Here is an 11,650-nt window from a genome sequence, read left to right as displayed (position 1 = left end):
CCCGATGCTCTGCATCGCGCTGCGCGACGCGCCTTGCCGAATGAACCGATTTTCCGCCATCAAATGATCAAACCTGACCTCATCTTGCTCTAGTGGTAGTCCTCAAAATCCACGACATGTGCATCACCGCCGTGGAACTCAAATGTCAGTCGCCAATTGCCGGTTACTCTCACTGAATAGCGCGTCGGCTTGTGCCCCTGTAGCTGGTGGAGGTAGTACCCCGGAAGGTCCAGGTCCTCTGCACTTGTCGCGGCATCCAGTACGTTAAGGCGTATGCGTAGCTTCTTGTGGAACCTTGTACCGATCTTCGATCGCTCACCACTCCAGAACTTAGCCAGTTCCTTATGTCTGAACGTCTTGATCATGTAATCAATATGTTGACACCCACTTCATGTGTCAACTGATAGTTGACACAACTCCAGTAACATTTGATTCCCGCATTTAACATCAGGTAATACCAACATGGCCATGAATGTGAGCCGTGAGGGGTTGATTGAGATCGCCTCTCAAAGAGCTTGTGCACGTAGTCGTATGATGGGTTCACTTCCAATTGAACTGACCCCCGAAAGTTGGATATCGACCTTCGGGGGTCAGTTCAGGAAAACCGTGGGCTTTTCGTGCCGCGGCGCATCCTGCCTTGGGATGCGCCGACGGGGTATCCGGTCAGTTGGTAACGGGACCGATGGCGCCGTCATATTGCGGGATCTCACGATCCGAAGCGGCGTTCGCCTCAAGCTGGGACCAGTTTGTCGTGCCGGTGCTGATGTTGCCGGGAATGTCCTCTTCCCAGAACCCTACGACGTTCCTGGTGATGTTCAGATAGAGCTTGCCGTCGACAATACGCCACAGATGCGGGTTGGCCGGAACCTTGCCGCCCTGGGCTATGCCATAGGCGCAGTGGCCGTCGAATTGCGGTGCGTATTTTTCAGGATTGGCAGCGAACTTGTCGCGGTTCTCAGCTGTCGAGAACGCCCATTTCGCGCCATTGTAATCGACGGTGTAATCGGCATTGCCGCGCACGGCTGAAGGCTGTCCCGTGCCCACGGGAGCCTGATCGAGATCGAAATAGGCAACGACGTCGTAACCGGAGACGGCGTAACCGGAACTGTCTACATATTGTTCGCCCGCCAGAGCCGAAAAGGCGCTGCCGGCGAGAAAAGTCATTGCGAGGGCTGTTGTGCGAAGTGACATGAACTTTCTCCCGTATGGCTGTCTGGAAGCCATAACTACGGCGCGGTTCGGCGGATTGCCATTCACGGCTCTACACAGCTTCGTTAGCCCGGTGTGTTCATGCGCCATAGAGGCTGTGGATCTGTGCGATGAAGCAGGTGCGCTTGACAAAGCCGGCCGCAGGACGAAGTTAGGAAAAGGGTTGTGCGAGCGCCCGCGCGCCCTTGCAAAACGCAACACTCAAAGCTGAGAGGCAGACATTGAGAGACCTTTCGCATCCCGGGCGCTCGCCTGTATTTGCAGGGAAGGCCATGGCGGCCACGTCCCATCCCCTTTCAACGCAGACAGCCATGGACATACTCAGGCGCGGCGGAAACGCGATGGATGCGGCGATTGCCGCCTGCGCGGTCCAATGCGTGGTCGAACCGCATTCGACCGGCATCGGCGGCGATTGTTTCTGCATGTATGCGCCCGAAGGTTCGGATGAACTCGTCGCCCATAACGGTTCGGGCGCCGCGCCCGCGGCTGCGGACGCCGATGCGCTGCTTGGCCGCGGCATGCGCGAGATACCACGATATTCGCCGTTTTCCGTCACCGTGCCCGGGGCGGTCGATGCCTGGGTCCGGCTTCAAACCGATCATGGACGGCTGACGCTCGGCGACGTGCTGGCGCCGGCAATCGGCTACGCCAAGGACGGTTTCCCGGTTTCTCCGCGCGTTCACTTCGACATTGCCAACCAGGCGGCGTTTATCCGCAACGATCCCGTCAGTTCCGCAACCTATCTTCATGACGGGGAAGCGCCGGCGGTGGGATCGGTTTTGCGCCTGCCGAAACTGGCCAGGACCTTGAGCTCTATTGCGGAGGAAGGCCGCGACGTTTTCTACAAGGGCTGGATTGCCCGCGACATTGTCGAGCGGCTGCAGGACATGGGCGGCGTCCACACGATGGATGATCTTGCCGGTGCAGGCGGTGACTATGTCACACCGATCCAATCCCAGTTTCGAGATCGCACCATCCACCAGTGTCCGCCGAACGGGCAGGGGGTCATCGCACTGTTGTTGCTGAACATCATGCAGCAGTTCGATATCGATCCGGGTGGACCGCTGACGGCGGATCGTGTCCATCTGGAGCTCGAGGCATGCCGTCTCGCCTATGCGGCGCGCAACCATTTTGTCGGCGACCCGGCTTTTTCCGACATGCCGGTGGACGTGCTGCTGTCCGGCGGGTACGCGCGCCAGCTTGCCGGCGCGATCGATCCGGCCCGGGCAACCGTGCCGGCGATGAATATCGATGTGCCGCGTCACCGCGATACGGTCTATATCAGCGTGGTCGATGAGGACCGCAATGCCTGCAGTTTCATCAATACGCTGTTTTTCGGTTTCGGCAGCGGCATTACGGCACCGGCATCGGGCGTCACGCTGCACAATCGCGGCCAGGGCTTCACGCTTGAGGAAGGCCATCCGAACCGCCTCGCGCCGGGCAAGAGGCCGCTTCACACGATCATTCCGGCCATGGAAACGAAAGACGGAAGAGCGCTGATGCCCTTCGGCGTGATGGGTGGTCAGTACCAGGCCTTGGGGCATATGCAGTTCCTGACGCGCCATCATGATTTCGGTCTCGACCTGCAGGAGGCGATGGACGCCCCGCGCTTCATGGCCGATCCGTTCAGCGGCAAGGTCCAACTGGAAAATTCCGTCGCTGCCGATATCCGCGATGAACTGGTGCGGAGGGGACACGATATCGAGACGGCGGCAGTCCCGATCGGGGGATCGCAGGCGATTGCCATCGACTGGCAGAACAATGTCCTGACCGGCGCGTCCGATCCGCGCAAGGACGGCTGCGCTATCGGTTACTGACTTTGCGGGCCAAAGACGGCCGGGCAGCCGCCCGAACCGGGCTCTCTTGCGGCTCTACCGAGCCCCTGTGAATCATGTGCCTTAAGGCTGAAAGCCGGCATTGTTTCACATCGATTCGATGCTAGATTGTTGCAGAATCATCCGGTAGCAGGGGCCGTTTCACTCTCATATGCTTCGATTTGTTCGTTCCGAATATGCGCTCATCCTGGGCTTTGTCATCACCGCCCTGGCCTACGGTCCGTTTGTCGGTCTCTTCGGCGTGATCTTCACCGCACCGGTTTTCACGGTGCTTTTTGCGGTGCTGTTCACCACCATGCTGCTGCTGTCCTTTTCAGCGGTGCGGCATGCCGATCATCTGGCCGAATTGCTCGGTGAGCCGTACGGCACGCTGATTCTGACCATCGCGGTGATTACGATCGAGGTGGCGCTGATCTCGGCGATCATGCTGAGCGGCGACGCGCTGCCGACCCTTGCCCGCGATACGATGATGGCCGTGCTGATGATCGTGATGAACGGCGTTGTCGGCCTCGTTCTTCTGGTCGGCGGTTTCAAGCACAGTGAGCAGGAGTTCAACCTGCGTGGCGCCAGCGCCTTCCTGACGGTTCTTGTCACGCTTGCAACCATGGCGCTGATATTGCCGAATTTTACCGTCTCGACGCCGGATCCGAGCCTCAGCCGCATCCAGGCCGAGTGGTTCGCACTCATCACGATCGTGCTTTACGTGACCTTCCTTGCAATCCAGACGGTTCGGCACCGCTCGTTTTTCACGCAGCCGGGCGCGGAAGACGAAAAAGAGTTTCACCACGATATGCCGCCGGGTGGCGGATCCGTTCCCTATCACGCCCTGCTGCTTGTTCTCACACTCGTTCCGGCAGTGCTTTTGTCAAAGAAACTTGCCGTCCTCGTCGATTTCGGCATCGGCACATGGAGCCTTCCGGTGGCGCTTGGCGGTATCATCATCGCCGCGCTGGTGCTGGCGCCGGAGGCGCTCGCGGCCTTCCACGCAGCGCGCCAGAACTATCTCCAGCGCGCGGTCAATATCTGCCTCGGCTCGGCACTCGCGACCATCGGCCTTACGGTCCCGGCGGCCCTTGCCATATCCATCTTTTTCGACAAGGAGATACAGCTCGGCATCGGCAACACCGACATGACGCTGCTTCTCCTGACCATGTTCGTCAGCGCCCTGACTTTCGGCGGAACCCGGACAAACATGCTGCAGGGCGCTGTCCATCTGGTGATTTTCGTCGTCTATCTCGTGCTGATTTTCAATCCCTGAAACACGGGCGATCAGTACGGTCTTGACAGGCACAAACACAAGCCGGCCAGGGTTGCCGCACCGGTAGGGCACTTGGAGACCCGGTCGCCATGCGCAAGCGGGTGGGTCCTGTATGACCGGTCTCAGACGTGCATGGCGCGGCCCGTCGCAACATAGATCATGTTTTGCCCGTGTTTTTCTGCTAGCCTTAGCGTGTATTGCTCGGCACCGGATTGGTGCATCTTGCAATTGTCCGGGGGCCAACGGGCGGATTTTGAGGGCCCGCGGCGGAAAATGCATGGCGGACCGAACCATCGAGGAGGGCAAACATGCTTGAAACCACCATCGACAGGGAAAACAATCTGATCGTCGCGACGGCGCGCGATACGCTGAGCGAGGCCGATTTCGACGGGCTTTCGGAGAATATCAACGACTATATCAACAGCACGGACAGGGCGCCGGGCATCGTGCTGAACGCCGAGACCCTGCCGCACTGGAAGAATGCGGCCGCCATGTTCGCGCATCTGAAGCTGGTGCGCGAGCACGAAAAGGTCCTGCCGAAAGTGGCGCTGGTCAGCGACAACACGGCCCTTTCGATCATGCCGTCGCTGGTCGATCATTTTGTCCGCGCGAAGGTGCGGCATTTTCCGCATGATGCCTTCGACAAGGCGGTTGAATGGGCCGCCTCGGAAGATGATCCATCCGGCTCGATCAGGATTATCGAGGGACTTCCCGCCGACGTCATCGCCTATGAGGTCGTCGGCACGCTCTCGTCGCGCGACTACAAGGATGTGCTGACGCCGCTGGTCGAGGAAAAGCTCAAAACCCACGACAAGATCAAGATACTGGTTGTTCTCGGCGATGCGTTTGACGGCGCCACGGCCTCGGCCATGTGGGACGATGCCTGGCTGGGGCTCGGGCATATTGCCGCCTTTTCGAAGATCGCCATCGTTTCGGACTTTGAGTGGATTCGCAACGGCGCCAAGGTCTTCGGTCCGATGATGCCGGGGCAGTTGCATATCTTTGACACAAGCGCGATCGAGGATGCCAAGGTCTGGATCAGGAGCTGAAGGTTCATCCGGGCCGGCCACAGCAGGTGCCGTTTCTATCAACATGACATGGAAAGACCGTTCATGACGCTGCCGTTCCAAACAGATCTGTCGACCAAACCGGACGTGATTGCCTTTTTTGACGAGGGGTCCAACACGATCTCCTACATCGTGCGCGATCCCGGATCGTCATCATGTGCGGTCATCGATGCGGTGATGGAATTCGATTATGCGGCGGGCCGGCTGACCTTCGAGGGCGCCGATGCGATTATCGAACGCATCAGGAGCGAGGGCTGGACGCTCGAATGGCTGATCGAAACCCACATCCATGCCGATCACCTGTCCGGCGCCCCCTATATCCAGAAGCACCTCGGCGGCAGGATCGGCATCGGCGAGCAGGTGACCGTCGTTCAGGACACGTTCGGCAAGATCTTCAACGAAGGGACCGAGTTCCAGCGCGACGGATCGCAATTCGACCAGCTCTTCACCGATGGCGATACATACCGGATCGGCGGTATGCACGTCTTTGTCATGCACACGCCCGGGCATACGCCGGCCTGCATGACGCATGTGATCGGCAATTGTGCCTTTGTCGGCGATACCCTGTTCATGCCGGATGGCGGCTCGGCCCGTGCCGACTTCCCGGGCGGCAGTGCGCGCACACTTTACCGTTCCGTGCGCCGTGTTCTCGAACTGCCGCCGGAAACACGCCTTTTCATGTGCCACGATTACGGGCCCAACGGGCGCGAGATCCGCTGGGAGACGACCGTCGCGGATGAGCGGGCGCACAATATCCATGTGCGGGACGGCATCGACGAGGACACATTTGTCCAGATGCGCGAGGCGCGTGACGACACGCTTGCCATGCCGAAACTCATCATTCCGTCCCTGCAGGTCAATATGCGTGCCGGAAAGCTGCCGCCCAAGGACGAACAGGGCGACGTTTTCCTGAAGGTGCCGATCGACAAGCTTTGATCCTTTGCAGCATCTGGTCCGTGTTTCTTTGCGGCCGGGGCTTTACAATCAGGTGTCGAGCGAGACATACTACCGAGTATGTTGTATAACGAAAAGCGCTGAGAACAAGCGCAAACGGGGAGGTTGTTTTGGGCTATCTTGACGCTCTTTTTTCCGTTGCCGGCAAGACGGCGCTGGTGACGGGCGGCGCGACGGGCATTGGCAGAATGGTGGCCAGTGCACTCGTGCGCGGCGGCGCGCACGTCCTGATCGCGTCACGCAAGGGTGAGGCCTGCGAGGCCGTTGCCGCTGAGCTCAACGCCATGGATGCCCCGGGCTCGGCGGTCGGATTTGCCGGCGATGTCGGGACGGAGGAGGGCGTGGCCGCACTCGTTTCCGGGGTAAAGGCGCGGACCGATGTGCTCCATATCCTCGTCAACAATGCGGGCGTGACCTGGGGGGAGCCGCTTGAGACCTTTCCGCATGGTGCCTGGCACAAGGTCATGAACGTCAATGTCGGCGGGCTTTTTACCTTGACGCGGGAACTTCTGCCGCTTCTCGATGCCGGTGCGTCGGATGACGATCCGGCCCGCATCATCAATCTCGGTTCCGTCATGGGAACGCAGCCGGTTGCCGAGGGCGCCTATTCCTACTCCGCCTCGAAGGCGGCGGTGCATCATCTGACGAAAATCCTCGCCAATGAATTTGCCAAACGCCGTATCACCGTCAATGCCTTTGCGCCGGGACCGTTCCAGAGCAAGATGACGGCGTTCGCGACCGGCAGCGACGAGATGGCGAAAAAGGTCGGGCAGGGCGTGCCGCTCGGGCGCATCGGAAGCCCGGACGACATCGCCGCGGCAACGCTTTACCTATGCAGCAGGGGCGGGTCCTATGTGTCGGGCGCCATTTTGCCGCTGGACGGCGGTCTTTCCGTCTACAGTTCGATGGGCCTTTTCGCGCACGCGCTGGAATAGCCCGGTGCCTCGGGGCGTTCCGCCGGTCCTGAGATCGTCCCCTTTCCCAGTAAGCGGGAGGTGAAGCCGCCATGAGCAATCCCAATGATCTTGAGACCCGGCCTCTCGGCGCCGAGCTTGAAGCCGGCATTGAAGGCTTCAAGGGGCTGCGCAAGGTCTCTAAGTTCGACACCGGCCAGTCGAACCCGACCTATTTGCTGACTGCGGACAGCGGCCAGTATGTGCTGCGCGCCAAGCCGCCGGGCGAGTTGCTGAAATCGGCGCATCAGGTCGACCGGGAGTTCCGGGCGATGCGGGCGCTCAGCGGCAGCGGCGTGCCGGTTCCGCGGATGCTCTATCTTTCGCAGGAAGACTCCTCCATCGGCCGCATGTTTTTCGTGATGAGCTATCTAAAGGGGCGCATCTTCTGGCAACCCGATCTGCCGGAATGCGACAAGAGCGAACGCGGCCCGATTTACGATGCGATGAACGCCGCGCTGGCGGCGCTGCACGGTGTCGATCCGTCTGCCGTCGGGCTTGCGGATTTCGGCAAACCCGGAAGCTATTTCGAACGCCAGCTCAGCCGCTGGACGAAGCAGTACCGGGCCAGCGAAACCCAGACCATTGCGGATATGGACGCATTGATCCAGTGGCTGGAGCAACATCTGCCGGCCGATGACGGACAGGTCTCGCTGGTGCATGGAGACTACCGCATCGACAATATGATCTTCGCGCAGGACAGGCCCGAGATCCTCGCCGTGCTTGACTGGGAACTGTCGACGCTCGGTCATCCGCTTGCCGATCTCGCCTATCAGTGCATGCAGTGGCGCTTGCCGCACAACAGCGGTTTTCGCGGGCTCGGCGGTCTTGACCGGCAGGCCCTCGGACTTCCAAGCGAAGAGGACTATGTCGCGGCCTATTGCCGGCGCAGAAACATCGACCGGATCGAACACTGGTCCTTCTATCTGGCGTTTTCGTTCTTCCGGCTGGCGGCGATTCTTCAGGGCGTTTTGAAACGCGCGCTTGACGGCAATGCGTCCAATCCGAAGCGGGCCAGGGAAATGGGTGTCGCTGTGCCTGTTATGGCGGCGATGGCGATGCAACTGACCAGTAAGGAGGGTTGAGATGGCGGGTCTGTTCGATGGGGCGACGGTTCTCATCACCGGCGCTTCCGGGGGCTTTGGCAGCGCGGCGGCGCGGCGCTACGCCTCGCAGGGCGCGCGGCTGGTCTTGTCCGATTACGATGAAACGCGGCTTCAGGCGATTGCCGACGAGGTGTCGGATGCGTCCGGCTCCGAAGTCGCGACGCTGGCCGGCGATGTGGCCGAGGAAAGCCTGTCGGAGGCCCTCGCGGCGCTTGCGGTCGAGCGGTTCGGGCGGCTCGATGTTGTGCTCAACAATGCCGGCATCGCCCAGGACGCTTTCGGGAAGCTTCCGAAGACATCGTCGCAGGAGGCCCGCCGTATCTTCGATGTCGATCTTCTCGGCATGTTCTTCGCGCTCAAGCATCAGCTTCCGATCATGGAGCGCCAGTACCGCAGCGACGGGACGGGCGGTGCGATCGTCAATGTCGCCTCCGTTGCCGGCGTCACGGGAGCGTCGGGCCTTGCCGTCTATGCGGCGGCCAAACACGGTGTCGTCGGTCTGACACGCTCGACGGCACAGGAATATGCGCGGCTCGGCGTGCGGATCAACGCGGTCTGTCCGTCCTTTGCGCGAACGCCGATGGCGACGGATATGCTCGGCGTCGAAGTGCGCGGCCGGGTGGTGACCGAAGAGCAGATGGTGCGCGGGATCCCGATGGGCCGGCTGGCGGAGGTGGACGAGGTCGTGGAGGCGTTTGTTTTTGCCTCTTCGCCGAAAAACACGTTCATGACCGGCCAGACCATCCATGTGGACGGGGGCCTGACCGGCTATTGATCAGTCTCCGATTTCGGCCTGCCTGCCGGCGATCGTGTCGAAATAGTGGGCGGCGAAGAAGCGGACATCGATATCAAGCAGCGCCGTGTGCTGCGGGCGTTCCCGCCAGTCCGGATCGACCGTCGGCTTGCCGGCCGGATTGAAAATGGTCTGGCCGATGCCCGGCCCGTCGGTGGCGGCGGCAAGCGCGCCGCGTTTTTGCATGTAGACGCCCGGAACGGTGAGGTAGGCAAGGGCCATCACATCATGGGGAATGCAGCCGTTGAGACCGGAATGGCTGCGGTAAAAACGTGCGTAGAAGCGGGCCATATCCGAGAGCAGCCTGCCGACCTTCGGATTGGCGTCCTCGAGATCGGCGAAGAAATGCGGCGAGAGCACCACTTTCGTCGTCGCGTCCAGCGGCGACAGAACGACCGGCCAGGAGGCTGCGAACACCTTTTCGGCGGCATGCGGGTCATTCCAGATATTGGCCTCGGCGACGGGCGAGACATTTCCGGGAATGTAAACGGCACCGCCCATGACCGATACGGATCTGACCCGCGTTGCGATGGCCGGATCGAGGTCGAGGGCCTTTGCCAGATTGGTCAGCGGCCCGATGGCGCAGATATCGATTTCATCGGGCCTTTCCAGCGTCTTTTTCACCAGATATTCGGCCGCCGTCTGCGAAACAGCGGCATTTGCGGATTTCGGGATCTCGATATTGCCGAGCCCGTTGCGGCCGTGGACAAAATAGCTGTGCGGTCGCGGTTCCATGACGAGCGGGCGGGTCTCGCCCTGCGCGACGTCGCATTGATGGCCGAAGCTGTCGAGCAGGGCCAGGGCATTGTCCGTGGCTTCAGCCACCGAGACGTTGCCGAAGATCGTCGTCAGCGCGATGAGGTCGATGTCGGGATGGGCAATGGCATAGGCGATTGCCATCGCGTCGTCGATGCCGGGATCCGTATCGATGATGACCTTGTGTTTCATTGTCGATCCTTCTTCTTATCGGTCATGCGGGGTGGCGCGGACCGTGAATTCATCGGCGCAGTGAAGTCAAGCGAAATTGCGCTGTATCGCGTCAGGCGAAGCGGGACGGCCGGCAGATGCCGAGCAGGGGGTCTTCATCGCCGTCGAGAATCTCGCGCGCCGCGAAATTTCCCACCGCGGCGGCAAGCGTCATGCCCGAATGCATCACCGACAGGTAGAGCCCGTCGACCTGCTGGGCGAAACCGATGATCGGCAACCCGTCTTTCGGGATTGGCTGCCAGCCGACATCCACGCCCTGGAATTCCACTGCGTCTGAACCGGCGATGCTTTCCCTGATGTTGCGAAGGATATCGTCCGCCACGGCAAGGGGGCCGTTTTCACTGGAGTTGTCGATATAGGCAGCTGCCGCGGCAATCCGGTTTTCCGAAACCTGCCGGATTTCAAACTGCGGACTGACGATCACGCTGTTGATAAGGGCTTCGGGAGCCGAAAAATGTGCAAGAACCGCCGGTGAGGCCTCGACCGGAACCGAAACGCCAAACGGGGCGCACAGCTCTGCAGTGCCCGTCCCGGCGGCGATGACGACACAATCGGCATGAAGGGTTTCGCCGTCCAGCCGCACGCCGGCGACGCGGCCGTCTGTTTCGGTCAATGCTTCGACCTTGGCCGGCAGGCGTATCCGCGCGCCTTCTTCGCTTGCGTATTTCAGCAGGAGCCGGGTTGCCTCAACGGGTTCCATGGCTCCCTCTCCGGGTGCGAATGCGGCCAGTTCTGGTATCGCTCGGAGTTTCGGTTCAAGACGGGCAATCCCGTCCGCATCGACGGGCCTGATATCGAGACCGGCATCGACCTGCTCACGGACACGCTCTTCAACGCTTGCCGCATCGCCCCGCCAGATAAGTGTACCGTTCCATTTGAGCGGCAATGCGCCGGACATCTCACTTTGCAGCCGTCTGTATTCGTCAAGCGCGTGCCGCCGCAGGCGGATATAGGCTTTGTCGCGGGTGCTTGATGCGTTCAGCCAGGAGAAAGAGCGGCTTGTTGCTTCACCGGCCGGATTTCCGCGGTCAATGACGGTGACGGCCGCGCCGCGCCTTGCAAGATGACAGGCGATCGATGCGCCGATGATACCGGCGCCGACGACAATGATTTTTCTGGCGGTCGCGCTCATTGTTGCGGGACGGTCAGTCTTCCGGCGGCGTTTCGCAGTAAAGGCCGTAAAGCGTCTCCAGAACCGCCTGGACCTCATGGGAAGCAAGGGAATAGTAGATGGTCTGCGCGTCGCGCCTCGTCTTGACGAGTTTGAGCGCCCGCAGTTTCGCCAGATGTTGCGACAGCGCCGACTGGCTCAGGTCAACCGTTGTCGCCAGCGCTCCGACGGCCATCTCGCCGCCGACCAGATTGCACAGAATGAGCAGGCGTTTCGGATTGGCCATCGCGGCCAGAAGCTGCGCGGCCTGCTCGGCGTTTCCTGCCAGATCTGCCTGAACGGCCTTGTCTTGAACAAGCGGTGACATGGTATATCAG

At 60.8% G+C, this 11,650-nt stretch carries 12 protein-coding genes; 7 read left to right on the top strand and 5 right to left on the bottom strand.

Going from position 1 to position 11,650, the window contains the following annotated elements; translation table 11 throughout:
- Window positions 1–89 precede the first annotated feature (89 nt).
- Window positions 90–365, bottom strand: a complete 276-nt coding sequence (locus AC5E6N_RS20210; RefSeq protein WP_491749500.1) for a type II toxin-antitoxin system RelE/ParE family toxin — start codon at window positions 363–365, stop codon at window positions 90–92.
- A 298-nt stretch (window positions 366–663) separates the two neighbouring features.
- Window positions 664–1,191 (bottom strand): YHS domain-containing (seleno)protein, encoded by a 528-nt coding sequence (locus AC5E6N_RS20205; RefSeq protein WP_491749499.1) that lies wholly within the window; start codon window positions 1,189–1,191, stop codon window positions 664–666.
- A 239-nt stretch (window positions 1,192–1,430) separates the two neighbouring features.
- On the opposite strand from AC5E6N_RS20205, the gene ggt reads away from it, so the two are divergent.
- The 7 genes from ggt to AC5E6N_RS20170 all read left to right on the top strand — a co-directional run bounded on the left by ggt (window position 1,431) and on the right by AC5E6N_RS20170 (window position 9,157).
- Complete coding sequence (ggt, locus tag AC5E6N_RS20200) at window positions 1,431–3,026, top strand: gamma-glutamyltransferase (protein ID WP_491749498.1); 1,596 nt, start codon at window positions 1,431–1,433, stop codon at window positions 3,024–3,026.
- A 169-nt stretch (window positions 3,027–3,195) separates the two neighbouring features.
- Window positions 3,196–4,302 (top strand): calcium:cation antiporter, encoded by a 1,107-nt coding sequence (locus tag AC5E6N_RS20195; RefSeq protein ID WP_491749497.1) that lies wholly within the window; start codon window positions 3,196–3,198, stop codon window positions 4,300–4,302.
- A 308-nt stretch (window positions 4,303–4,610) separates the two neighbouring features.
- Entirely contained in the window at window positions 4,611–5,351 is a 741-nt protein-coding gene (locus tag AC5E6N_RS20190; protein ID WP_491749496.1) for a SpoIIAA family protein, read from the top strand.
- A gap of 63 nt (window positions 5,352–5,414) precedes the next feature.
- Window positions 5,415–6,305 carry an MBL fold metallo-hydrolase gene (locus AC5E6N_RS20185; protein ID WP_491749495.1) on the top strand — a complete coding sequence of 297 codons (891 nt, stop codon included), beginning with the start codon at window positions 5,415–5,417 and terminating at the stop codon, window positions 6,303–6,305.
- A 128-nt stretch (window positions 6,306–6,433) separates the two neighbouring features.
- Window positions 6,434–7,258: an SDR family oxidoreductase gene (locus tag AC5E6N_RS20180; protein WP_491749494.1), complete on the top strand. Its 825-nt coding sequence runs from the start codon at window positions 6,434–6,436 to the stop codon at window positions 7,256–7,258.
- Between the two features lie 71 nt (window positions 7,259–7,329).
- On the top strand, window positions 7,330–8,361 hold the full coding sequence (locus AC5E6N_RS20175; RefSeq protein ID WP_491749493.1) for a phosphotransferase family protein: 1,032 nt from the start codon (window positions 7,330–7,332) through the stop codon (window positions 8,359–8,361).
- 1 nt (window position 8,362) lies between these two features.
- Complete coding sequence (locus AC5E6N_RS20170; protein WP_491749492.1) at window positions 8,363–9,157, top strand: SDR family NAD(P)-dependent oxidoreductase; 795 nt, start codon at window positions 8,363–8,365, stop codon at window positions 9,155–9,157.
- Here the strand turns inward: AC5E6N_RS20170 and AC5E6N_RS20165 are convergent, their stop codons facing one another.
- The 3 genes from AC5E6N_RS20165 to AC5E6N_RS20155 all read right to left on the bottom strand — a co-directional run bounded on the left by AC5E6N_RS20165 (window position 9,158) and on the right by AC5E6N_RS20155 (window position 11,640).
- Entirely contained in the window at window positions 9,158–10,123 is a 966-nt protein-coding gene (locus tag AC5E6N_RS20165; RefSeq protein ID WP_491749491.1) for a nucleoside hydrolase, read from the bottom strand.
- Window positions 10,124–10,214: 91 nt separating this feature from the next.
- The gene (locus AC5E6N_RS20160; protein WP_491749490.1) at window positions 10,215–11,294 is read right to left on the bottom strand and encodes an NAD(P)/FAD-dependent oxidoreductase; all 1,080 of its coding nucleotides are present in this window, start codon (window positions 11,292–11,294) and stop codon (window positions 10,215–10,217) included.
- Window positions 11,295–11,307: 13 nt separating this feature from the next.
- Window positions 11,308–11,640 carry an ArsR/SmtB family transcription factor gene (locus AC5E6N_RS20155; RefSeq protein WP_491749489.1) on the bottom strand — a complete coding sequence of 111 codons (333 nt, stop codon included), beginning with the start codon at window positions 11,638–11,640 and terminating at the stop codon, window positions 11,308–11,310.
- Window positions 11,641–11,650: the final 10 nt, after the last annotated feature.

The organism is Hoeflea sp., assembly GCF_984452065.1.
Note: the sequence above shows the minus strand (reverse complement) of the source record. Positions and strands in the feature narration are given on the sequence as shown.

What these genes read in the sequence shown, in the direction of transcription:
- AC5E6N_RS20210 (WP_491749500.1), bottom strand. Translation starts at nt 365, where the DNA reads ATGATCAAGACGTTCAGACATAAGGAACTGGCTAAGTTCTGGAGTGGT.
- AC5E6N_RS20205 (WP_491749499.1), bottom strand. Translation starts at nt 1,191, where the DNA reads ATGTCACTTCGCACAACAGCCCTCGCAATGACTTTTCTCGCCGGCAGC.
- AC5E6N_RS20195 (WP_491749497.1), top strand. Translation starts at nt 3,196, where the DNA reads ATGCTTCGATTTGTTCGTTCCGAATATGCGCTCATCCTGGGCTTTGTC.
- AC5E6N_RS20190 (WP_491749496.1), top strand. Translation starts at nt 4,611, where the DNA reads ATGCTTGAAACCACCATCGACAGGGAAAACAATCTGATCGTCGCGACG.
- AC5E6N_RS20185 (WP_491749495.1), top strand. Translation starts at nt 5,415, where the DNA reads ATGACGCTGCCGTTCCAAACAGATCTGTCGACCAAACCGGACGTGATT.
- AC5E6N_RS20175 (WP_491749493.1), top strand. Translation starts at nt 7,330, where the DNA reads ATGAGCAATCCCAATGATCTTGAGACCCGGCCTCTCGGCGCCGAGCTT.
- AC5E6N_RS20170 (WP_491749492.1), top strand. Translation starts at nt 8,363, where the DNA reads ATGGCGGGTCTGTTCGATGGGGCGACGGTTCTCATCACCGGCGCTTCC.
- AC5E6N_RS20165 (WP_491749491.1), bottom strand. Translation starts at nt 10,123, where the DNA reads ATGAAACACAAGGTCATCATCGATACGGATCCCGGCATCGACGACGCG.
- AC5E6N_RS20160 (WP_491749490.1), bottom strand. Translation starts at nt 11,294, where the DNA reads ATGAGCGCGACCGCCAGAAAAATCATTGTCGTCGGCGCCGGTATCATC.
- AC5E6N_RS20155 (WP_491749489.1), bottom strand. Translation starts at nt 11,640, where the DNA reads ATGTCACCGCTTGTTCAAGACAAGGCCGTTCAGGCAGATCTGGCAGGA.